Below are 21,577 nucleotides of genomic sequence, written 5' to 3' on the forward strand. Positions count from 1 at the left end.
GGTAAACGAATTCGGAAAATAATTTACGGAGCTGAACGTCTTGAGATAAAAGAAAACGGTGCAACCAGAAGGTTACACCGTACCTTACTCATTCACTTTTTTCTGCTTCGTCTTTCCACTTCGAATCGATTAACATCTCTCCCGGCCATGTATAAGCCATGATGCCGCCGTCTGCTGTGATATCCTCACCTGTAACATATGAGCTGTCGTCAGAAGCGAGGAAGAGGGCGACTGTTGCCATCTCGCGTGGTTTACCGAGTCGTCCGAGTGGTGTAATCCAAGCGTTCGCATCGCGGAACTGTTTGCCTTGCTCTTTTTCTTTTTCACCGACAAGTGTATCGATGAGTGGTGTTTCGATTGTTCCTGGCGACAACGAATTGACACGAATGCCATGACGCGCATAATCGATTGCCATCGCGCGCGTGAAGTTCGCAATCCCACCTTTCGCTGCGTTATAACCGGATCGGTTCAAGTCAGCTGCGCGACCAGACATCGATGACGTATTGATGATTGAACCACCGTTATCAAGCATGAGTGGAATCAAGAATTTACTGACGAGGAATGTACCGCGCAAGTCGACCGCGATGATCCGGTCGAAGAGATCGATTGGATACTCGTGGACTTTCCCGCCTTGTTCATCGATTCCGGCATTGTTGAAGAGGACGTCGATCGTACCGTATGTCTCTTTGACGTGCTTCGCAAGTTGCTCGACACTCTCGACGTCTGAAACGTCGACATGGACGGCTTCCGCTTTCCCACCTTGTTGTGTAATCTGTTCTACTGTTTGTTGTGCTTTTTCAAGTGAGACATCGGCACAGACGACCGTTGCTCCCTGTTCTGCGAAGACAAGTGCAGTCGCTTGTCCAATCCCTGTTGCCGAGCCGGTAATGACAGCTACTTTTTGATCGAGTCTACCCATTATTAAATCCCTCCTAAGTCGTATCGTTCACCTTATGAAACATTCCCGGAGAAATGGAGATTAAACCCATCGATGCGTCTAGTGTTAGAGGATAGGGGGTACATCTACAACAGCACAATCGCTGTATAGAGGGAGATGAGAACGCTGACATCCGATCAATGCCAACTTGCCAAAAAATTATTACACGAAGCCGTCCAGTACCAAATGACACTCGAGAAGAGTGCATTTGCAAGTGAATTGATCGACCAAACGACACCTGTCCTCTGGTTTGGTGATGCGACGCGTAGCAGTTGGGTGACGATCGCGACGAACCCATCCCGATCGCAGTTTTTAGACCGAACAGGTGCATTACGATTTGACGAGCACGGTCCACTTTTCATACGTCCACAATCCATGACGTGGAATGCGTATTTACAAGAAGAGACATTGACGGAATCGATCCGACGCTTCAATCGTTACTTCAAACAACCAAATGTGTACCGAACCTGGTTCGGTCGACCAGGTGGCGGTAAGCTCGAAGGATTCTTGAACGGACTCGGTGCGTCGTTTTACGAGACGACGTTTGATCCGGTCATTCATCTGGATTTTTTCCCGTTTCCGACACACCACTACATGGGAGCGATCAAAGAACGCAGCGTGTTGGAAGATAGTCCGTTCGGTCAGACATTTTTGTTACGCCTGCTTGAACTGTTCTCGATAAAAGGAATCATCCTGCTCGGTAAGGAACACACGGAACGATTTGCGAAGCTCGAACCAGACATCGCTTGGACGACCTATCGACCAACGGATTATCCGGACGCGATTTTTCAAATCGGCTTCTCGTCACGATTTCAGGTATCCGTCGTCGGACTCCACTTCAAACCGAGTGAGCAGTTCATCGGTCTCGGTAATCGAAAGGATGAAAACGGTGTCAGCCATGGCACCTATGGGTCAGCAGAACACTTACGTCAAATCGGAAAAATCGTCCGTGAAAAAGTCGTGACATACAGTGAAGAAGGTGATTGACAGATATTTCGAACTCCCTAATAATAGGAGATGAATTAGCACTCTGTATGATTGAGTGCTAAAAAAGGGAGGCAGAATGAGCATGGAAACGAAACAATTTAAGGCGGAATCAAAACGATTGCTGGAGATGATGATTCATTCCATCTATACGCATAAGGAGATTTTCCTGCGCGAATTGATCTCGAATGCAAGTGACGCCATGGATAAGATGTACTACAAAGCATTGACGGACGAGACGATTTCGTTCGAAAAGGAACACTACAAAATTACGATCGAACCAAATAAAGAAGCGCGTCAACTCATCATTCGTGATACGGGAATCGGAATGACGAAGGAAGAACTAGAAGAAAATCTCGGTACGATCGCGAAGAGTGGATCGCTTGCCTTCAAAGCAGAAAACGAAGTACAAGATGGTCATGATATCATCGGTCAATTCGGTGTCGGATTCTATTCTGCATTTATGGTCGCAGACGTCGTCACTGTTGTTACGAAACCATTCGGCGGTGCGGTCGCTTATAAATGGGAATCGCGTGGTGTCGAAGGTTATACGATCGAGGAAGTCGACAAGGAAACCGTCGGAACGGAGATTACACTCCACATCAAGGCGAACGAGGAAGAAGAATCGTATGATGAATACCTCGAGACATATCGTCTGCGTAGCATCATCAAAAAATACTCGGATTTCATCCGTTATCCGATCGAGATGAAGGAACTCGAACGTCAGCCGATCGAAGGCAGTGACGAGACGGAAGAGGTCGAAGTCGTCAAGACGATCAACAGCATGGTGCCGATCTGGCGGAAGAATAAACGGGAATTGACAGACGAAGACTATACGAACTTCTACCAAGAGAAGCGGTATGGTTTCGACACACCGGCGAAACATATTCATATCAGTGTCGACGGCGCTGTTCGTTATCAATCGATCTTATTCATTCCGGAGCAAGCACCGTACGATTATTATTCGAAGGAATTTGAAAAGGGTCTTGAACTCTATGCCAATGGTGTCTTGATCATGGAAAAATGCAGCGACTTGTTGCCGGATCACTTCAGTTTCGTCAAAGGGATGGTCGATTCGGAAGACTTATCGCTCAACATCTCGCGTGAGTTACTGCAGCACGATCGTCAATTGAAATTGATCGCGAAAAACATCCAAAGTAAGATCAAGACACAACTCGAAGCACTTCTGCGCGAGGATCGCACGAAGTACGAAACGTTCTATCAAGCGTTCGGACGTCAGCTGAAGTTCGGTATGTACAATGATTACGGCATGCATAAAGAACAGGTGCAGGACCTCATCCTCTTCTACTCAGCGAAGGAGAAGAAGTTGATCACGCTTGCGGAATACGTCGCAGCGATGCCGGAAGATCAAGCATATATTTACTACGCCGCTGGTGAGAGTACGAATCGTTTAGACAAGTTACCACAATCCGAACTTGTGCGTGATAACGGGTACGACATCTTGTACTTCACCGAAGAGATCGATGAGTTCGCGATCCAGATGCTCGTGACATATAACGAGAAGACGTTCAAGTCAGTCACGAGTAGCGATCTAGGGATTGAAGCAGAAGCGGCAGAGACGACGGACGCACAAGCGGAGATGTTCCAAGCAATGCAGGAAGTGTTAAGTGGACAAGTCAAGGAAGTCAAAGCATCAACGCGTCTAAAATCGCATCCCGTCTGTTTTGCGACGGACGGCGCCGTCTCGATCGAGATGGAGAAAATCTTGAAGGCGATGCCGAATAACGAAGGGGTAGAAGCGGTCAAGATTCTTGAATTGAATCCGTCACATGCGGTGTTCCAATCTCTTGAAGCAGCGTATCAAAACGATCGTTCGAAATTCGAGCGCTATACCAAACTAATGTATCAACAAGCATTACTTGTCGAAGGACTTCCACTCGAGGATCCAGTAGCGTTCGCGAATGATGTGTGTGAACTTATGGTATAAGACATGACATGAAGTCGAAAAAAAGGGGCTGACTCAAAGTTGGTCTCTACAAAGATAAGGGTGGCAGAATGATGATCTGCCACCCTTATCTCGTAACAAAAAGAATGGCGCGTCACACGCCACTCCTACAGGAAAAGCGCATTTATGCGCTGTCAGAGACGAACGAGACCCGTTTTCCTGCTTCATTTAAACAGGAAAACAGGCTTGTGTCTCGCCTGAGGAAAGGGCGTGAAAAGACGCGTCATTCTTTTTTGAGTCAGTCCCTTTTTCATTTCATCAATCCGTTTGTAAATCCGAAGCAGTTTCGCCTTTTTTCGAGAGAACGTTCAAGACGACGACGAAGAGTACGAATGTGACAAGAGCTCCGATGAAACCGAAGACCGAAGACTCCGTGAAACCGATGACTAAATAACCGACTGCCGCAGTGACGGCACCGACTAGCGCATACGGTAACTGTGTCGTAACGTGATCGATATGATGGGATCCAGCCCCTGTCGAACTGAGGATCGTCGTATCGGAAATCGGTGAACAATGGTCACCGAAGACAGATCCAGCAAGAACAGCAGCAAGCGTCGGTAATAAGAGTGAGGCATCGACAGCCATGACGAGATCCGCACCGATTGGCAACATGATCCCGAATGTGCCCCAACTTGTTCCTGTCGAGAATGCCATCAAGCCGGCAATCAAGAATAATAAGAACGGCAAGTACGAAGCAGAAATCGAGTTGCTGATGAAGCTTGCGAGATAATCGCCTGTTTTCATATCACCAATAACAGCGATGATCGTCCAAGCAAATAATAGAATCACGACTGCTGGCCACATCGAACGCATACCAGCGACGATGCTTGCCCGGTAATCGCGACCCGGAATTTTTCGTCCGATCAGCATCAAGAAAGCGACGATTAAACTGATGACGACACCTGCGACAAGTGAGCGTGTGACGTCTGTTGCCTCAAATGCTCCAATTAAAGTAAACGGACGGTTGTCGGCTGCAAGTGCCTGAGCACCTGTTCCGAGTAACGCACTGATCGTAGCAATGACAAGAACGACGATCGGAACGACGAGATCCCGGACTTTTCCGTTCGTATGTTCGTTGACCTCTTTTGCCATCCCCATCGGTGTTCCTTTTGACGCATCAAAAAGTTCACCATTCGCGGCACGGCGTTCATGCTGTTTCATCGGTCCGACAGAGACGCCAGAGTAAGCGATGTAAAGTGTTAAAAGTAACGCGAAAATCGCATAGAAGTTCATCGGAACGATCATCATGAAGGCACTAAACGCTGAGTAATCCGTAATCGAGTGCGTCGTTAGGATACCAGCGATGATGGAAATGATGAATGCACCCCAACTCGAAAGGGGACTGATGACACAAACAGGTGCAGCTGTTGAGTCGATCAAATAGGCAAGCTTCGCACGTGAGACACCACGGCGATCCGTTAGCGGACGACTGACATTGCCGACAGCAAGACTATTGAAGTAATCATCGATGAAAATCAAGATACCGAGTCCGAAGGCGACTAAGCGTGCACCACGCGCTGTCTTGACGTGCGTAGAAGCCCATTCACCGAAGGCGCGAGCGCCACCGGATGTCTGAATCAATGTGGAAAGGACACCGAGCAATAACAAGAAAACAAGTAATAAAACGTTCCACTCATTCAAGGCACCATCCGCCCAAAAGAGGCTAAAGATATTCTTGCCGAGATAGGTTACCGTATCAATCGGGTTAAAACGGTGAAGTAACAGGGCACCGACGAGAATGCCGACACCTAACGAAAGAACGACCTTTCGGGTAAAGATGGCTAATAAGATAGCTAGTAAAGCAGGTACAAGGGCAATAATGGAATCTGAATAGTTGACCATGAAAAATATCCTCCTCTTTAAAAATGGCTTAAAGATGAGACCCCGCGGCACAAAAAAAGCAAGGGCACCGGCAACAAAGCCGACACCCTCGCTGGATGCGTCTTTCTTAGCCGAATTGGAGCGCTCCATACAACTGTTATGTATGGCAATCGATCGGGTATTTCCCGAATCGACCAACGACGGCATGCTCGACGCATACTGTCATTTCGGCGATGTCACCTTTCCTGTAGTCGTCTTCGTTGTCATCCTCGGACCAAGTACTGATTGAAATCGCGCCTCTACCTCATCGATAGAATAGTCATATTCTGTTCTTATGGACACTTTATCACGTATTTCAAAAAAGATTCAACCATATATTCTGATAATTTAAGACAAAGTTGCTCATTCGGCAAAATGTTGAATGAGCTGTTTCATCAAATAGGCTTGGTTTTCTTCGAATTGTTTTTTTCGATGACCGTTCGCGCCAGATGGATGGGGGAAGTTGGAAAGAAGCTGATGCTGTTCGATTCGTCCATCCTGAATCAATCCACGGACTTGCGTCTCGACGACCCGACCGAGTGGAATTAATAACGCTGGTTTTTGTAACTGATTGATCTCAGCGACGAAGTGTTCTTCCGCGTAGTGCCTCAATAAAGGACTGCGATTGATCTTCGGTTGATGACCCGAGTAATTCTTTTCGCGATAAAAGACGGGTTGCTTTAACAGCGACGTCGGATGTAACAATTCCTGGTGTTGATGAAATAAGCTAGCTGTTGTCTCGATTCCGAGCAATGCTGGAAGCTCGAGTGTATCAAGCATCTGGACGAGGTTACGTCGCATCGTTCCGGCAAAACTGGCTGCATATTTGACGATGCGTGCCGTCCCTTCTAGTGAAGCCCCATGATGGAGGGCATCCGTTGCTTCTTCGAAAGCGATTCGCATCTGTTCAAAACCTGGTGTGATCCCGATGATGACGACTTTTGCTTCAGTATTGACATATTCGCCAATCGGAGAGTAATAGACGGTCAGCTCGTTCTCCTGTTGCAATAAAAAATCGTCCGTCCATAATTCATCACGTCGTAACGTACGATCATCAGGTAAGCTACGAATGGCTTGTTCAAATATAGTTAATGAATTCATGAAGAACCCTCTCTCTCTGTATTGGCACTATAATAACAAATAATACCATTTGAGACAATTACACCCTTTCACTATTTGTGTATAGGTATATAAAAAAGGACTCGAGACGAGTCCTTTTCGTGCATCATGCGCGTTCTTTGACCGAAGCAACTTCATATGTCAGAATCTCGCTGCCGAGCATTGGCGATTCTCCTGCCTCACTACTCGCAGGTCGACTATGTGACGCTTTGAAATCGTCACTCTCCCGCCATGCTTGAAAACTCTTCATGTCTTCCCAATACATGTTGACGTTCATTTCATCATGTTCTTCGATGTTTTGCGTCAATAAGACCTCGACGCGGATGAATCCGTCCATCGTATCAAGTCCACTTGGACGCGTAAAACGAGGAGCGAGAGCTGCAGCCATCCCTTTTTTGACTTTAATCCGGTTCGTAACGACGATCATCATAAAATCCCCTTTCAAAAAACGAGTAACGTACTTCTTCAGTATAGTACGATGAAGGCAAGAATGCCGGAAAGAAGGAACAAACGACAATGAATGAACAGGAATACGATCAACGATTACGAATCGAGACCATTGAGATGCAACACCTCTATGGTGTGTTTAGTCACTACAATCGATATGAACCAACGCCTTATGCGGCACTAGACGAATTATGCGAAACGTATTTGTTTCAAAAACAGGACACGGTCATTGATTTCGGGTGTGGGAAAGGGCGTTTGAACTTTTACTTACACGACCGATTCGATTGTTCCGTCATCGGAATCGAGATGAACGGACAATTTTACGAGGACGCACTCCGGAATATGGCGAACTACCAAAGTCGACGGAAGCGGCGTTCCGGAAGTTTGCGATTTGAACAGACGTATGCCGAGCAGTATGCCATTCCGGATGAGACGAATAAGTTTTATTTCTTCAATCCATTCTCTTCACAAATTTTCATGAAAGTGATCGATCACATTTTAAGTTCGGTCGAACGTTCCCCACGTTCGGTTGATCTCATCTTGTATTACCCGACCGATGAATACCGGGAGTACCTGGAGCGTCATACCGTATTCGAGCAAGTCGATGAGATTCGATTACGAGACCTCTATGAAAAAAATCATGACGAGCGGTTCGTCATCTATCGCTTTGATCCGAACAAACTGCTTCAAAACGGGTATGAATACAGTGAGGAAAGAAATAAAAGATAAGGAGGTCGGATGATGATCCGTTTAGAGCATGTCACGAAAGAGTTTGCACCGGGGCGTGGAATATTCGATGTCAGTTTTACAGTTGATCCGGGTACGATATTCGGTTTCATCGGACCAAATGGATCTGGAAAATCAACGACACTCCGACATTTGATGGGACTATTGGCTGCGGATGGTGGAAAGGCGACGATCGGTGGTTTTGATTGCTGGAAGCAAAGTAAAGAAGTGAAGAAATTGGTCGGTTATTTGCCGGGGGAGATTAGTTTACCTGGAGACATGACGGGAGCAGACATGCTGGATTTGATGCAACGACTACACGGTAGCGATCCGGCACGGCGACAACTGTTGTTGAAACGATTTCCTTTTGAGACGAAGACGAAAATCCGCAAAATGTCAAAAGGGATGAAACAAAAACTGGCACTAGTCGGTTGCTTCATGAAGGATGCACCCGTCTATCTACTTGATGAGCCGACCAGTGGACTCGATCCTTTGATGCAAGAGCGTTTTTTAGAGTGGATCGAACAGGAGAAACATGCTGGAAAAGCGATTCTGATGAGTTCACATCACTTTCCGGAGATGGAAAAATCGTGCGATCGAGCGGCTTTAATCAAAGCAGGACGCATTATCGTCGAATCGGATATTCATGAGTTGGTTCGATCGAGTCGAAAGACGTACACGATCTTCTTCCGAACAGAGGTGGAGGCGGCACAGTTCGCGATGCAAGTCGGTGTTGAACCGAAGCGGCTGGAAGTCAGTTTTCAAACGGACGAGACGCTGAGCTTAAATCAGGTGATCGCTTATTTAACCCAGTATGATGTACGGCTGATTCGTCCGTCAGCAGATGATTTAGAACAGGTCTTCTTGCATTATTATGGGGAGGAGGAATCGTCGTGATATTGCTGATCCGCTCTTTATTCAAGCAGGTCAGAAAGCCCGTGCTTGCTTATGCGATTGGAACGAGTCTCTACTTATTGATGCTTGCGTTGCTATATCCATCGATGATGAAGACCGGTTTACTAGAAGCAAAACTAGAAGCGTTACCTCCGGAAGTCTTAAAAGCATTTCAATACGATAAGGTGACAGGGTTCGAGAATGTACTGGATCTGCTCGGGGGAAACTATTACGGACTGATTTTTCAAGTCATTGCGAGTCTATTCTTGCTCTCATTAGCAGCGCGACTCGTTGCGCGACCAATCGACAATGGAGAGCTGATTGTCTATCTCGCAGCCCCGATCACCCGGAATGCGTATACGTTTGCTGTCGCGATCGTCATGGGTATCGCAAGTATAGTTCTCGTAGGACTGAATGGACTTGTCTTGATGGTATCCGACTGGTGGATGACAGATATTTCGATCAATGACGTCATCTTATGGCGGATTCAACTCAATGCGCTATTGTTACTCTTGGCGATCGGTGCCTTTACGTTATTCGTTGCGACGTTATTTGACGAAGAACGTCGTGCTTTTTCGCTTGCCGGTAGTGTGCTTGTCCTATCGATCGTCTTGACGATTCTGTCGGAACTAAGTGACAAGACGGAGTGGCTCCGTTATCTATCCGTCTTCTCCTTATTTAACACGACGCAATTACTAGAAGGAACGAATCATTTTCTTCTTCATTCGATTCTTTTACTTGTCCTCTGTCTCGTGTTCTTGACTGGAGCAGTCGTTCAATTCGGGCGTCGGAGTCTGTCGATTTGATCGAAAGTGGCGCAAAAACTTTACAGAAAGTGAACATTTAGGATTTGAACGTTGCGTCACGCGCTGATTTTTACTAAGATAAAGGAATGTTGTAGTTCTGGAAAAAGAAATGAGGTCTTTCGAAATGAATAAACCATCCATTTATGGATTAACGCTTGAGCAGATGACAGAATGGTTATCGAATCAAGGGCACAAACCATTCCGTGCCAAACAAGTATGGGATTGGCTCTACCGTAAACGTGTCACGACTTTCGCGGAAATGACGAATGTCAACAAGGATTGCCTTGAGTTGTTAGATCAGAGTTTTACGATTGACTCGATGACAGAAGCGGTCAAGCAAGAATCAGCAGACGGAACAATCAAGTTCCTTTTCAAATTATATGATGGCAACTTGATTGAAACGGTTCTAATGCGTCATAAGTACGGTCTTTCTGTCTGTGTTACGACACAGGTCGGCTGTAACATCGGCTGTAGCTTCTGTGCAAGTGGTCTAATCAAAAAGAGCCGCGACTTGTCAGCAGGCGAAATCGTTGAGCAAATCATGAACGTCCAACATCACCTCGATGCAGTCGGTAACGAAGAACGTGTCAGCCACGTCGTCGTCATGGGTATCGGTGAACCGTTCGATAACTTCGACAACATGGTCGATTTCTTGAACGTCATCAAGGACCACAATGGTCTTGCAATCGGTGCACGTCACATCACGGTTTCAACAAGTGGTTTGGCAGACAAGATCTACAAGTTCGCTGACTTGAAACTCCAAGTCAACTTGGCGATCTCGCTTCACGCACCAAACAATGAATTGCGTACGCAAATCATGAAAATCAACCGGGCGATCCCGCTTGAGAAATTGATGCCAGCAATCGACTATTACGTTCAAACGACGAACCGTAAAATCACGATCGAGTACATCTTGCTTCGTGGCGTCAACGACCAAAAGGAACACGCAGTCGAACTCGCAAAACTGTTCGAAGACAAACGTCACCTGACGTATGTCAACTTGATTCCGTACAACCCAGTCGATGAGCACGGTCAATATCAGCGCAGTACGTCTGAAGATATCACGACGTTCTACGATACGTTGAAAAAGAACGGCTTGAACTGTGGTGTTCGTCTCGAGCACGGAACAGACATCGATGCGGCATGTGGTCAATTACGTAGTAAGCAAATCAAAAAAGATAAAGTAGCATCCAAATAATTCGTTGGGCTTCTCATCGTTTCGGTGGGAAGCTTTTTTTACGATAAGAAATGAGGACATTCTATGACACGTACACGATTCAATGATTTTAACTTAAGCACACCGATTCTCGATTCAATCGAGCAACTCGGCTACACGATACCAACCGAAGTCCAGCAATCCGTCATTCCGGTCGTACTATCTGGAAAAGATGTCATCGTCAAATCACGGACGGGGAGCGGAAAGACGGCATCGTTTGCGATCCCACTGTGTGAACTCGTCGAGTGGGAAGAAAACAAACCACAAGTCTTAGTCTTGACGCCAACACGTGAGCTGGCCTTGCAGGTCAAAGAAGATATCATGAACATCGGACGTTATAAGCGGATCAAAGCGACAGCTGTCTTCGGCAAGCAACCGTTCCGCGGGCAAGTCACAGAGCTCAAACAAAAGACGCACGTCGTCGTCGGAACACCGGGACGCGTACGCGATCATATCGAGCGGGGCACGTTATCGCTTGAGAAAGTCCGTTACGTCGTTTTAGATGAAGCGGACGAAATGCTGAACATGGGCTTCCTCGATCAAGTCGATGCCATCTTGTCTGAGTTACCGAAGGAGCGGATGACACTATTGTTCTCTGCGACCTTCCCAGAAGACATCGAACAGTTGAGTGACCGTTACATGGAGGCACCAAAACGGATCGAAGTGGGTGAAACCGTCGTCTCAACGATTACGCATAGTTATATTCCGGTGACGGATAAGACGAAGTTTGCCATTTTAAAAGATGTCCTGGTCGCTGAAAACCCGGATCGTTGCATGATCTTCTGTCGGACGAAAGAACACGTTGATTTCGTCGCGAATGGTCTACGCGCACATGACTATCCGGTTGAAGCGATCCATGGTGGGATGGAACAAGACGATCGACTCGATGCGATGAAAGCCTTCCGTGCCGGGAAGTTCCGAATTCTTGTCGCAACAGATGTCGCGGCACGTGGGATCGATATCGAGAACATCACGCACGTCATCCAGTATGATCTCCCTGTCGAACGAGAAAGCTACGTTCACCGGACCGGTCGGACGGGGCGTGCAGGAGCAGCAGGACAAGCAATCAGTCTCGTCACGCCGGCAGACGAACGTCTCCTAAAGGAAATTGAGCAGTATCACGGGAAGCTGACACGTCGCCAAGCACCGACAGAAAAGGACTTGATGCGGACAGCGGATGCATTCGAGGAGAAGATGGCGACGGAAGATACGCGTTCTTCGAAAACGGAACAGCTTGATGCGGACATCATGAAATTGTTCTTTAACGGCGGGAAAAAGAAAAAACTCCGTGCCGTCGACTTTGTTGGAACGATTGCTAAGATTGAAGGCGTCACGGCAGACGACATCGGTATCATCTCGATTCAGGATACGTTGACGTATGTCGATATCCTCAACGGGAAAGGTCCGCTTGTCCTCCGGGCGATGAAGACGACGAAGGTCAAAGGGAAACAATTGAAAGTGTACGAAGCATTCAAGAAATAAGACAAGCCGGTCATTCTCCGCTTAAGCGAAGAGGGACCGGCTGTTTTGCGTCAAGGCATGGCCAAGATGGAGTCCGCTAGCAGCTGCTTGGGCAAGCGAGTGTGTCGCACCGGAACAATCACCAATCGCATAGACACCGGGACATGTCGTCTCAAACGTCTCTGACGTCTCAAGCATCGGTGCGTAAAACTTGCCATCTAATCCGTAAAGCAACGTATCTCCTGGAAGTTCCACTTCAAGGAGTTGCTCAAGGCGCTCTAAAAACGCTTCTAAGACAAGCAGGTCTTCTGCAGGTACTTCTGCATGCAAATTACCGGGAGACGCGGTTAGGGAAGGGATGACCGTGTTACGACTCAATTGATCGTGTGCCGTCGCTCGCGATGTTCGGAAATCACTGAGTCGCTGAATGAGAATGCGATCACCACCTTGGTTGATTCCGCCAATGATGCGCGCGGCATATGCATTCGCTTTCGCTAGTGTCGAAAAATACCGCGGGAGAAATAGTGTAAAGTTCAGATTCGTCGAGCCGTCTGCCGTCTCGTGGACGTTTTGACCGTCCGGCATGACGAGTCCTTCTTGATATTTGCGGATGATCCGTCCGCGCGGATTCATGCAATAGGTGACTGCTTGACCGTAAGGCGAGTCGTAACCGAGCTTCGTCTCGAACGTCTCCTGTAACAATGTCCGAAATAGTCCCTCATCCGTCTCAATTCGCACCCCGAGATCGAGTCGAGTTCGCTGTGGGGTGACACCAAGCGTCGCTAACTGGTGCAACGTAAAGTCTGCACCTGAACGACCTGTCGCGAACACGATCCGTTGACTGACGAAGGTCTCGTCCGCTGTTTTGATCGTAAACGACTTCGACTTCGTGATCTGCTCGATTGTCGTTTCGAATCGGGCATCGAGACGCGGTAATAAGGCGTCCTCAAACGCCGTGAAGACAGCAGCTGTCCGTACTGTGCCTAAATGACGGACGGTCGTCTCGACCGAATGTAGACCGGCGCGGCGGGCGCGAGACGCTACAATAGGGGAATGCGTCGAATAGGTCTCAACTGTACCTCCACCATATGTACATAAAAGATCATCGACTTCTTGGAACAGTCGTCGAGTCGTCTCTTCACCGATTTTTGAGACGAGTTCTCCACCGAATCCCGTCGCATAATTAAACTTTCCTTCTGATTTGCCAAGCCCTGCGAATCCAAGATACGCATCTTCTGCTGTTCGTTCGCGAATCGGTTTTCCGGCATCGAGCAGTAGGACGCGTTGTCCGTCTTCAACGAGCTGATGGGCGAGGAAAATTCCTGCTACACCAGCTCCGATAATCGTCACATCATACATCGCTGACACCTCCTTTTCTTTGAGTATACAAAAAAGCCGGATTCCTATGAAAGGAATCCGGACTAGGTGAAATCGCTTATTTCCACTCTGCGATGTCAGCGATTGGTAGACGAACCGATGGGTATCCTGCGTCCACTGCTTTACCGATTGAAAGCAACATGACTGGGAGGTAACGTTCTTTTTCAAGACCGAATGCTTCTGCGATTTGGTCTTTTTCGTAACCACCGATTGGGTTTGTATCGTAACCGTGTGCACGAGCAACGAGCATCAATTGCATCGAAACGAGACCTGAGTCGATCAAGATGCTATCACGTAATGTTTCAACGTCTTCTGGACGGTAGAACCCTTTGATAGCTGGTACTTGGCGATCACGTACTTCTTGCGGCATAAGACCTTTTTCCACAGCCATATCATAGATTGTCTCGATGCTATCGACTGCGTTCATGTCACCGAAGACGGCGATGACAGCAGAAGATGTCTCGACTTGAACTTGGTTGAATTTTGCGAGTGGTGCGAGTGTCGCTTTACCTTCTTCGCTATCGATGACGAGGAAACGCCATGGTTGCATGTTAACTGAAGATGGTGCAAGTGTTGCTTCTTCAAGGATTTGTGTCATTTCTTCTTTTGAAATTTTTACGTTTGTGTCGTAGTTACGAATCGAGCGGCGTCCTTTGACGATTTCCATGAAGTCCGTTGTTGTTTGAGTAGTCATAATTATTCAATCTCCCTTGTGTGTGTTTTCTTTTTTTATAGTGTAAAAAAACTTATTTCCAGTCTGCGATGTCGTTGATTGGTAGGCGAACTGATGGATATCCAGCGTCCACCGCTTTACCGATCGATAGCAACATGACCGGTACATAACGATCTTTTTCAAGACCGAATGCTTCCGCGATTTGATCTTTCTCGTAACCACCAATTGGATTTGTATCATATCCGTGTGCACGAGCGACGAGCATCAATTGCATCGAGACGAGACCCGAGTCAATCAAGATGCTGTCTTTCAAATCGTTCGCCGATACACTGCTGTACATCCCTTGGATCGCTGGTACTTGGCGATCGCGTACTTCTTGTGGCATGAGTCCTTTTGCGACAGCTGTATCGTAGATGTTCTCGAGTTGATCAACAGCGTTCATGTCACCGAAGACCGCGATGACAGCAGAAGATGTCTCGACTTGGACTTGGTTGAATTTCGCGAGTGGTGCAAGTGTTGCTTTGCCTTCTTCGCTATCGATGACGAGGAAACGCCATGGTTGCATGTTGACAGAAGAAGGTGCGAGTGTTGCCTCTTCAAGAATTTGTGTCATTTCTTCTTTTGAGATCTTCACGTCTGTATCGTAGTTACGGATCGAGCGACGTCCTTTGACGATTTCCATGAAGTCTGTTGTTGTTTGCGTTACCATATTAAATCGACTCCTCTTTTAATTTAGGTAATGTGTCGGCGTTCGCTTCGATGCGTTGAATCATCTCAGCTAGCGTCCGTTGTTCTTCAGCGGAGAATCCTTCGAGTAAGTTCTCGAGGAACTCATCTTTTTGTTCGCGTAATCGTGCAATGCGCGTCGCCCCTTGTTCCGTTAAGGAAACAAGAATCACCCGATTGTCAGCGGCTGACCGCTCGCGAGCAATCATCCCGGTCGATTCCAGATGTTTGAGATGACGGGTCACTGCTGCATGATCGACATTGACGCGTTTTTGCAATTCTTTTTGACTGATCGTTTGATCGACTTGTAGTTGAGCAAGTAGGTCCATTCGAGTCTGACTGAAACCATCCGTACAGAGATCGAATTTTTGAGCAATCGTCTTATTGACGGAGACGAGTGCATAGATCAAACGTCCTTTTTCGGTGCAGGAAATACTCAATCCATCACATCCTTCCCTTCGTTCGAAGAAACCTTTGACGTATCAAAGATTGATATGTAAACGAATATAACTTGTTTATTTTGATGGCGCAACTTATCTGCTTCTGACATAAAAAAAGATATCATTCACGCAGAATGATATCGAGTCAGGCGACTTAGCTAATTTGGCGTTCAGACGCTGGAATTCCTTTTGCATCAATCGCTGCAATGATCCGGCGGAAATAAAACAACCAAAATTGCAGAAACGGTCCAATCAGGAAAATCGAGAGGATCGTACCGAAGAAAACAGGTCCCCCAAGCAACCAACCGATGCCGCATGCCGTGACTTCCATGATCGTCCGCATCAGACGAATCGACGTTCCGAAGCGCTCTGCAAGTGTCAACGTTAACCCATCACGTGGACCAGCCCCGTATCCGACAGCGACATACAGACCAGCGCCCATCCCAATGATGAAGATACCGAAAATCAGCCAGAGCGTATTCAACCAGATCGATTCAAAAGAGGGTAAGAGATGAGAACCAAGCACAAGATTCATGAAGACACCAACGAAAATCGCGTTGACGAGCGTTCCGATTTGCGGTGTGACGCGGTCTAATGCGTACTTAACGAAAACGAGTAATAGACCGACAAGCAAGATGATCGTTCCGACGGATAGCGGCGTCTTTTTTTGGAGACCGAGATGCAATACATCCCACGTCGAGACACCGAGTTCAGCTGTGATCATCATCGATGAGCCAAGGGCGAGTAAAAATAAACCAAGTAGGAAGAGCCCCCACTTTAACGTAGCGCGTAACAACCAGGAAGCACGATGACGCGTCATGTCTGGCACCTCATTTCTTAAAAATAATTGATTTGTTAACTGTATCATGAGGAAAGTGGAAGAAGAAAGACGAAATTTTCCGTTTTTTACATCCTAAGTAGGAGGGGAAGGATAAAAGAGAAACGTATACTGAAGAAAAAGGAGGGAGAAAAATGAAAGCGATCCGGCACCTGATTCGTTTTACATACATAGAAGCCATCTGTTGCGTCTTTCCCGTGATGATTTTTGCGGCGCTTGCTCTTTCACGTTATCTTCCTACTGAACCGGTTGCTCGATATGATCTTTTGTTGCTTTGGTGTATTCTCGTCCAAATCGTCTTACTCGTCACGCGTTATGAAACGATGGAAGAATTCAAACTGATCTTATTGTTTCACGTCATTGGTCTAGCCCTTGAACTGTTTAAAGTGAACGTCGGATCTTGGAGTTATCCGGAAGACGCTTTGACGAAAGTGGCTGGTGTTCCCTTGTATGCAGGATTCATGTACGCAAGCGTTGCGAGTTATGTCTGCCAGGCGTTTCGGCGATTTCATTTACGATTTATAGCATTTCCACCACCTTGGCTTGCGATCAGCGTCGGGAGTCTCGTCTATCTCAACTTCTTCACCCACCACTGGATCTTCGATGCACGCTGGCTATTGATGGTCCTCGTCGTTCTCGTCTTCTATAAGTCATGGGTTCATTTTACGATCGAGCAAACGATCTACCGGATGCCGCTCGTCCTGTCCTTTTTATTGATCGCCTTTTTCATTTGGATCGCGGAGAATATCGTAACGTTCTTTAAAGGCTGGGTCTATCCGCATCAAGAAGGCGGATGGGCAGTCGTTGATCTTGGAAAATTGTCTTCTTGGTTCCTGCTTGTGATCATCACGGTTTTGATCGTCATCGTCGCAAAATACAAGCGTCAGGATCCGGCTGTGGAAATTCAACAACGTACCTAAGCAAAAAAATAACCAGGCTGTTTTTTTGAACTACTTCCGCGTTTTTTCGTTGCTATAGTGAAAAAAACGCAAAGGAAGTGGTCATGGATGATGCAACAGGTGATGGAACGAGCAACTGAATTGGTACAGATGAAATTAGCGGCCGTGGAGCGGTATGAAGATTGGCAACTCTGGCTCGACGAAGTAAACGGAATCGATGAATGGGTCAAGATGTCAGCGTATTATGCACCGCGCGACGTTCAAGAAACATTGGTCATAGATGAAGCAATAGAGCTAGAGCAGACCATCGTCATGCCACCGCAAGTACAGGTCGAGCCAGTACGCAAGCAACGTTATGCCTATACGTTTCAGCGGGGGTTAAAAGGCGGTACTTTACTAGAATGGTCGGGCAGTCATATTTCTGAACGAGACGTCCGCGATTGGAATCTCGAGCACGGCATGGAAGTCCGGGTCCGTGTCGATCGTTCTATTATGTTGTACCGGTAGAAGACATGCGCTATTTCCGACTAGAAGCAGGGCAACTTGTCGATCTCGTCATGTGGCGGGGACGGAAGGATACATTAACGATTGCTTGGAAGCATCCGTTCACGTATGAAGAGCCGATCGTCAACGCATCATCCAACCGTCCGTCAGCGATAGAACAACAGGTAGTGAAGACGCCTGTGACAACAAAAAAGTCAAATCGGTATGCACGAAAAATGAAACGGCAACCGGTGCCGAAAGCTAAAAAAGCGCAGCGTCGCGTCCGTATGCCAAAAGAGCAAACGATTGAACCGATCGTAACAACAGCCGTACCGGGACAATTGATGGATTTCGTTGATAAGACACCGTTAGATTTCACGCGCTTCACAGGCATGCGTCTTGTTATCGTTGGAAACGAACAACAGACCGCTGTCTATCGTGAGTTCTTTGCGCCGACGGGGATCGAATTAATTCATCTAGCAGGGGACGCACAGTCCGCGAAAAAGATTGCTTGTCTCGCCAAAAAGTCGGACGCGATTGTCGTCGTGACGAGCCGTGTCTCTCATGCAGCGAGTGCACATGTCATCGCTCAGGCGAAAAAGCATGGTATTCCATTCGCGATGGAACGGCTCGACGGTCGACGCTCGTTATACACGGCGTGTGAGCGGCAACTTGAGCGCGCTTGGTTGAAACAGAAACAAGAGGGGAAATTATTGAAAAAGCAGTGAAACATTAGAAGTTATTAGCCGTAGAGTAAGGTGAGAACTTATTTTTCAAGGAGGACCTTACTCATGTCATCTCAATTAAAAAAAGCAGCGAAGGATTCGCTCAGCGGTCGTTGGGGATTCGCAGTCCTAACAGTTATTCTGTTTAGTATCATTCAAGGTGTGCCTGGATTATTTGGATCAGATATAGATGAACCAGCTAATACGATGGATCTCGTCGTATCGTTGGTATCGATTTTATTGATCCCGGTCGGAGTCGGTTGGACTTGGATTGCGATGTCGATTGCTCGCGGAGAAGAAACGAAAGTGACGGATTTATTTGAACCATATGGTATGTTTTTCAAAGTGATTGGTCTAGCCATCGTACAACTCTTTTTTATCTTCTTATGGTTACTGCTATTAGTCGTACCGGGAATCATTAAATCATTTTCTTACATGCTAACGTTCTATATTTTGCGAGATGAACCATCGATTGGTATCTTAGAGGCCATTACACGCTCCCGAAAAATGATGGACGGGCATAAAATGGAAGCATTCCTTCTGCTACTGTCGTTTATTGGTTGGGCTCTTTTAGGGATCGTTACCCTCGGCCTAGCATTCTTGTGGATTACACCATATTTCAGTGTTACCTTTGCAAAATTTTATGATCGTGTTCGTGGTGAACAAACGCCAGAGCCAACATCAGATTTCGTCGCACCATATTAATACCGGATCCCGACACTACGTCGGGATTTTTTTATGTGCGAAATAATTCCGATGGGAAAAGACGGTTTAATAGTTGCTTTAGTTCAGTGAATTTTGTACGATGAATGCAACACATCTTATCTAGAGAAGTCGAGGGACTGGCCCGAAGACACTTCAGCAACCCCGCCGTGGCGGAAGGTGCTACTTCCAGGAAGGGATACCTTCCGAAGATAAGAGCGGACAGGACAAGATACCGTCGCTCTTTTCGAACTTCGAAAAGAGCGTTTTTTTATGATAAGGGGGACGATGGAGTGGAGTATGGTTTTTGGTTACCGATTTTTGGGGGATGGTTACGTAATGTCGAGGATGAACAGATGCCACCGACCTTCGATTATGCGAAACAAGTCGCACAAACAGCAGAACGGATCGGCTTCTCGACGACGTTGATCGCGGAACTGAACTTGAACGATATTAAAGGCATCAAGGAACCGAGTCTTGAGGCATGGACGACGGCAGCAGCGATTGCTGCAACGACGGAACGCCTTGAGATCATGACAGCGGTTCGTCCCGGGTTCCATAATCCAGCGACGACAGCGAAGATGGCGGCAAACATCGATCAGTTGAGTGGTGGACGCTTTACGCTCAACGTCGTTTCAGCGTGGTGGGCAGAGGAAGCGAAACAATACAACGGTATCTTCACAGCGCACGATGAACGCTATGCTCGGACGGAAGAGTTCGTCACGGTCATGAAAGGACTATGGGCAGATGCGTCACCGTATAGCTTCTCCGGTCATCACTACACGATCGAGCAGGCGGAACTCCATCCGAAGCCAGTCCAGCGTCCAGGCATCAAGCTCTACGCTGGTGGAGAGAGTGAAGCTGGAAAACGAACGATCGTCGAACACTGTGATGCTTATGTCATGCATGGGGGTACTGTTGAAGAAGTAGCCCATAAAATCAATGATATGAAAGTACGCCGGGAAACGACGGGACAAACGCCGCTCGAGAGCTTCGGTCTTGCGGCCTACATCATTTGTCGGGATACGGAAGAAGAAGCACTTCTTGAATGGCAACGCATCACGGACGTTAAGGAAGACAGCGCCGGTTATGCCGGTTATCAGGATTTCATCAGTAAATCGCAACTGGAGCAACAGGTCGAACGAAACGATTATTCCGTCTCGAACCGTGGTCTACGTCCGAATTTAATCGGAACACCAGAACAAATCGCTGAACGGATTCTAGCATTCGAAGCTGTTGGTGTCACGTTACTCTTATTACAATTCTCACCACAACTCGAAGAAATGGAACGCTTTGCTCGTGACGTAATGCCACTGGTCGAAGCGAAACGAAAGGTAGGTCAACAATCATGACAAAAATTCATATTCTCCACGAAAATCAAGAATGGACGGACCATCTCATCAAACGTCTCGAAGAACTCGAGTTACCGTATGAAGAGTGGCACTTGAATGAAGGGATCGTTCCGCTGGACGAACTGCCGCCAGAAGGCGTCTTTTACAGCCGCATGAGTGCCTCTTCGCATACGCGGGGGCATCGTTACGCGCCGGAGTTGACGGAAGGGGTCCTCGCTTGGTTAGAAGAGCATGACCGGACTGTCTTTAATGGAACGCGTGCGCTTCGTTTAGAAGTCAGCAAAGTCAATCAATACACGGCGTTGCGTAAGGCTGGGATTCGTGTACCGAAGACGACGGCTGCCGTCGGACGCGATCAAATCGTACAAGCAGCAAAAGAAATTGGCGTTTCGTCATTCATCACGAAACATAACCGGGCTGGGAAAGGTCTCGGCGTCCAGCTGTTCCACTCGATTGAAGCACTTGAAGCTTATCTCGACGGTCCGACATTCGACGAACCAGTCGATGGCATCACGTTGATTCAAGAGTATATTCAAGCACCAGAACCGTACATCACACGTTGTGAGTTCGTAGGTGGAAAGTTCGTCTACGCGGTTCGAGTCGATACATCAGAAGGTTTTGAGCTTTGCCCAGCGGATGCATGTGTAATCGACGACTTGTTCTGCCCAGTTGGTGAAGAAGCACCGCAAACACCGATGAAGTTCCAAATCGTTGAAGGCTTCGATGACCCAATCATTGAAAAATATGAAGCATTCCTCCAAGCGAACCAAATCGCGGTCGCCGGTATCGAGTTCATTAAGGATACGTCAGGTACGATCTATACGTATGACGTCAATACAAATACGAACTATAATTCGGATGCTGAGGCAGCTGCAGGACGCTACGGTATGCTCGAACTAGCGAAGTTCCTCGGTGCAGCCCTTGAAACAAGCACAGTAAAATAAGA

General features: G+C 47.3%; 22 protein-coding genes and 2 riboswitches. Of the genes, 13 read left to right on the forward strand and 9 right to left on the reverse strand.

Annotated elements, in window-relative coordinates; genetic code table 11:
• Positions 1 to 88: 88 nt before the first annotated feature.
• A complete protein-coding gene (locus EXG77_RS00455; RefSeq protein WP_023469801.1) occupies positions 89 to 919 on the reverse strand; it encodes an SDR family oxidoreductase in 831 nt (276 codons plus the stop codon).
• Positions 920 to 1,054: 135 nt separating this feature from the next.
• Here EXG77_RS00455 and EXG77_RS00460 point away from each other — a divergent pair, with 135 nt between their 5' ends.
• Together EXG77_RS00460 and htpG are read left to right on the forward strand one after the other, a co-directional pair.
• The gene (locus tag EXG77_RS00460; protein WP_035395509.1) at positions 1,055 to 1,924 is read left to right on the forward strand and encodes a hypothetical protein; all 870 of its coding nucleotides are present in this window, start codon (positions 1,055 to 1,057) and stop codon (positions 1,922 to 1,924) included.
• Positions 1,925 to 2,006: 82 nt separating this feature from the next.
• A complete protein-coding gene (gene htpG / locus EXG77_RS00465; RefSeq protein ID WP_035395511.1) occupies positions 2,007 to 3,869 on the forward strand; it encodes a molecular chaperone HtpG in 1,863 nt (620 codons plus the stop codon).
• A 276-nt stretch (positions 3,870 to 4,145) separates the two neighbouring features.
• Here htpG and EXG77_RS00470 read toward each other — a convergent pair whose 3' ends face one another.
• From EXG77_RS00470 to EXG77_RS00485, 3 genes are all read right to left on the reverse strand, one after another.
• Positions 4,146 to 5,729, reverse strand: a complete 1,584-nt coding sequence (locus EXG77_RS00470; protein ID WP_035395513.1) for a Na+/H+ antiporter NhaC family protein — start codon at positions 5,727 to 5,729, stop codon at positions 4,146 to 4,148.
• A gap of 110 nt (positions 5,730 to 5,839) precedes the next feature.
• A riboswitch (Lysine riboswitch) is annotated at positions 5,840 to 6,018 on the reverse strand.
• 92 nt (positions 6,019 to 6,110) lie between these two features.
• Positions 6,111 to 6,848: a hypothetical protein gene (locus tag EXG77_RS00480; RefSeq protein ID WP_023469798.1), complete on the reverse strand. Its 738-nt coding sequence runs from the start codon at positions 6,846 to 6,848 to the stop codon at positions 6,111 to 6,113.
• Between the two features lie 124 nt (positions 6,849 to 6,972).
• The gene (locus EXG77_RS00485; RefSeq protein WP_023469797.1) at positions 6,973 to 7,293 is read right to left on the reverse strand and encodes a heme oxygenase; all 321 of its coding nucleotides are present in this window, start codon (positions 7,291 to 7,293) and stop codon (positions 6,973 to 6,975) included.
• A gap of 89 nt (positions 7,294 to 7,382) precedes the next feature.
• Here EXG77_RS00485 and EXG77_RS00490 point away from each other — a divergent pair, with 89 nt between their 5' ends.
• The 5 genes from EXG77_RS00490 to EXG77_RS00510 all read left to right on the forward strand — a co-directional run bounded on the left by EXG77_RS00490 (position 7,383) and on the right by EXG77_RS00510 (position 12,437).
• Positions 7,383 to 8,042 (forward strand): cyclopropane-fatty-acyl-phospholipid synthase family protein, encoded by a 660-nt coding sequence (locus tag EXG77_RS00490; RefSeq protein WP_081637345.1) that lies wholly within the window; start codon positions 7,383 to 7,385, stop codon positions 8,040 to 8,042.
• Positions 8,043 to 8,054: 12 nt separating this feature from the next.
• Positions 8,055 to 8,936 (forward strand): ABC transporter ATP-binding protein, encoded by an 882-nt coding sequence (locus EXG77_RS00495; protein WP_035395518.1) that lies wholly within the window; start codon positions 8,055 to 8,057, stop codon positions 8,934 to 8,936.
• The gene (locus EXG77_RS00500; protein WP_035395520.1) at positions 8,933 to 9,739 is read left to right on the forward strand and encodes an ABC transporter permease subunit; all 807 of its coding nucleotides are present in this window, start codon (positions 8,933 to 8,935) and stop codon (positions 9,737 to 9,739) included. Before EXG77_RS00495 ends, EXG77_RS00500 begins: the two co-directional genes overlap by 4 nt.
• Positions 9,740 to 9,863: 124 nt before the next feature.
• The gene (gene rlmN, locus EXG77_RS00505; protein ID WP_023469793.1) at positions 9,864 to 10,937 is read left to right on the forward strand and encodes a 23S rRNA (adenine(2503)-C(2))-methyltransferase RlmN; all 1,074 of its coding nucleotides are present in this window, start codon (positions 9,864 to 9,866) and stop codon (positions 10,935 to 10,937) included.
• A gap of 63 nt (positions 10,938 to 11,000) precedes the next feature.
• The gene (locus tag EXG77_RS00510; RefSeq protein ID WP_035395523.1) at positions 11,001 to 12,437 is read left to right on the forward strand and encodes a DEAD/DEAH box helicase; all 1,437 of its coding nucleotides are present in this window, start codon (positions 11,001 to 11,003) and stop codon (positions 12,435 to 12,437) included.
• A gap of 21 nt (positions 12,438 to 12,458) precedes the next feature.
• Here the strand turns inward: EXG77_RS00510 and EXG77_RS00515 are convergent, their stop codons facing one another.
• The 5 genes from EXG77_RS00515 to EXG77_RS00535 form a co-directional block, all read right to left on the reverse strand.
• Positions 12,459 to 13,775, reverse strand: coding sequence for an NAD(P)/FAD-dependent oxidoreductase (locus EXG77_RS00515; protein ID WP_023469791.1), 1,317 nt, complete (start codon positions 13,773 to 13,775; stop codon positions 12,459 to 12,461).
• Between the two features lie 76 nt (positions 13,776 to 13,851).
• Positions 13,852 to 14,487: a nitroreductase family protein gene (locus tag EXG77_RS00520; RefSeq protein ID WP_023469790.1), complete on the reverse strand. Its 636-nt coding sequence runs from the start codon at positions 14,485 to 14,487 to the stop codon at positions 13,852 to 13,854.
• A 52-nt stretch (positions 14,488 to 14,539) separates the two neighbouring features.
• Positions 14,540 to 15,175 (reverse strand): nitroreductase family protein, encoded by a 636-nt coding sequence (locus tag EXG77_RS00525; RefSeq protein WP_035395526.1) that lies wholly within the window; start codon positions 15,173 to 15,175, stop codon positions 14,540 to 14,542.
• A gap of 1 nt (position 15,176) precedes the next feature.
• On the reverse strand, positions 15,177 to 15,632 hold the full coding sequence (locus EXG77_RS00530; protein ID WP_023469788.1) for a MarR family winged helix-turn-helix transcriptional regulator: 456 nt from the start codon (positions 15,630 to 15,632) through the stop codon (positions 15,177 to 15,179).
• Positions 15,633 to 15,786: 154 nt separating this feature from the next.
• Complete coding sequence (locus tag EXG77_RS00535) at positions 15,787 to 16,452, reverse strand: YitT family protein (RefSeq protein WP_023469787.1); 666 nt, start codon at positions 16,450 to 16,452, stop codon at positions 15,787 to 15,789.
• Between the two features lie 152 nt (positions 16,453 to 16,604).
• Between EXG77_RS00535 and EXG77_RS00540 the strand changes: the two genes are divergently transcribed.
• The 6 genes from EXG77_RS00540 (at position 16,605) to EXG77_RS00560 (ending at position 21,575) form a co-directional block, all read left to right on the forward strand.
• Positions 16,605 to 17,390 carry a DUF817 domain-containing protein gene (locus EXG77_RS00540; protein WP_023469786.1) on the forward strand — a complete coding sequence of 262 codons (786 nt, stop codon included), beginning with the start codon at positions 16,605 to 16,607 and terminating at the stop codon, positions 17,388 to 17,390.
• Positions 17,391 to 17,477: 87 nt separating this feature from the next.
• Complete coding sequence (locus EXG77_RS16495; protein WP_035395528.1) at positions 17,478 to 17,876, forward strand: hypothetical protein; 399 nt, start codon at positions 17,478 to 17,480, stop codon at positions 17,874 to 17,876.
• Positions 17,877 to 17,881: 5 nt separating this feature from the next.
• Entirely contained in the window at positions 17,882 to 18,580 is a 699-nt protein-coding gene (locus EXG77_RS16500; protein ID WP_035395530.1) for a DUF2325 domain-containing protein, read from the forward strand.
• 63 nt (positions 18,581 to 18,643) lie between these two features.
• Positions 18,644 to 19,282, forward strand: a complete 639-nt coding sequence (locus EXG77_RS00550; protein WP_035395532.1) for a DUF975 family protein — start codon at positions 18,644 to 18,646, stop codon at positions 19,280 to 19,282.
• 113 nt (positions 19,283 to 19,395) lie between these two features.
• Positions 19,396 to 19,498, forward strand: a riboswitch (SAM riboswitch).
• A gap of 74 nt (positions 19,499 to 19,572) precedes the next feature.
• Positions 19,573 to 20,631 carry an LLM class flavin-dependent oxidoreductase gene (locus tag EXG77_RS00555; RefSeq protein ID WP_023469783.1) on the forward strand — a complete coding sequence of 353 codons (1,059 nt, stop codon included), beginning with the start codon at positions 19,573 to 19,575 and terminating at the stop codon, positions 20,629 to 20,631.
• Positions 20,628 to 21,575: a RimK family alpha-L-glutamate ligase gene (locus EXG77_RS00560; protein ID WP_023469782.1), complete on the forward strand. Its 948-nt coding sequence runs from the start codon at positions 20,628 to 20,630 to the stop codon at positions 21,573 to 21,575. Before EXG77_RS00555 ends, EXG77_RS00560 begins: the two co-directional genes overlap by 4 nt.
• The last annotated feature ends 2 nt before the right edge of the window (positions 21,576 to 21,577 follow it).

This window comes from Exiguobacterium sp. OS-77, from assembly GCF_000414195.2.
Classification (GTDB): Bacteria; Bacillota; Bacilli; order Exiguobacteriales; family Exiguobacteriaceae; genus Exiguobacterium_A; species Exiguobacterium_A indicum.

Excerpts from the sequence above, each read along its gene's own strand:
- EXG77_RS00455 (WP_023469801.1), bottom strand. The coding sequence starts at position 919 with ATGGGTAGACTCGATCAAAAAGTAGCTGTCATTACCGGCTCGGCAACA.
- EXG77_RS00460 (WP_035395509.1), top strand. The coding sequence starts at position 1,055 with ATGAGAACGCTGACATCCGATCAATGCCAACTTGCCAAAAAATTATTA.
- htpG (WP_035395511.1), top strand. The coding sequence starts at position 2,007 with ATGGAAACGAAACAATTTAAGGCGGAATCAAAACGATTGCTGGAGATG.
- EXG77_RS00470 (WP_035395513.1), bottom strand. The coding sequence starts at position 5,729 with ATGGTCAACTATTCAGATTCCATTATTGCCCTTGTACCTGCTTTACTA.
- EXG77_RS00480 (WP_023469798.1), bottom strand. The coding sequence starts at position 6,848 with ATGAATTCATTAACTATATTTGAACAAGCCATTCGTAGCTTACCTGAT.
- EXG77_RS00485 (WP_023469797.1), bottom strand. The coding sequence starts at position 7,293 with ATGATCGTCGTTACGAACCGGATTAAAGTCAAAAAAGGGATGGCTGCA.
- EXG77_RS00490 (WP_081637345.1), top strand. The coding sequence starts at position 7,383 with ATGAATGAACAGGAATACGATCAACGATTACGAATCGAGACCATTGAG.
- EXG77_RS00495 (WP_035395518.1), top strand. The coding sequence starts at position 8,055 with ATGATCCGTTTAGAGCATGTCACGAAAGAGTTTGCACCGGGGCGTGGA.
- rlmN (WP_023469793.1), top strand. The coding sequence starts at position 9,864 with ATGAATAAACCATCCATTTATGGATTAACGCTTGAGCAGATGACAGAA.
- EXG77_RS00510 (WP_035395523.1), top strand. The coding sequence starts at position 11,001 with ATGACACGTACACGATTCAATGATTTTAACTTAAGCACACCGATTCTC.
- EXG77_RS00515 (WP_023469791.1), bottom strand. The coding sequence starts at position 13,775 with ATGTATGATGTGACGATTATCGGAGCTGGTGTAGCAGGAATTTTCCTC.
- EXG77_RS00520 (WP_023469790.1), bottom strand. The coding sequence starts at position 14,487 with ATGACTACTCAAACAACAACGGACTTCATGGAAATCGTCAAAGGACGC.
- EXG77_RS00525 (WP_035395526.1), bottom strand. The coding sequence starts at position 15,175 with ATGGTAACGCAAACAACAACAGACTTCATGGAAATCGTCAAAGGACGT.
- EXG77_RS00535 (WP_023469787.1), bottom strand. The coding sequence starts at position 16,452 with ATGACGCGTCATCGTGCTTCCTGGTTGTTACGCGCTACGTTAAAGTGG.
- EXG77_RS00540 (WP_023469786.1), top strand. The coding sequence starts at position 16,605 with ATGAAAGCGATCCGGCACCTGATTCGTTTTACATACATAGAAGCCATC.
- EXG77_RS16495 (WP_035395528.1), top strand. The coding sequence starts at position 17,478 with ATGATGCAACAGGTGATGGAACGAGCAACTGAATTGGTACAGATGAAA.
- EXG77_RS16500 (WP_035395530.1), top strand. The coding sequence starts at position 17,882 with ATGCGCTATTTCCGACTAGAAGCAGGGCAACTTGTCGATCTCGTCATG.
- EXG77_RS00550 (WP_035395532.1), top strand. The coding sequence starts at position 18,644 with ATGTCATCTCAATTAAAAAAAGCAGCGAAGGATTCGCTCAGCGGTCGT.
- EXG77_RS00560 (WP_023469782.1), top strand. The coding sequence starts at position 20,628 with ATGACAAAAATTCATATTCTCCACGAAAATCAAGAATGGACGGACCAT.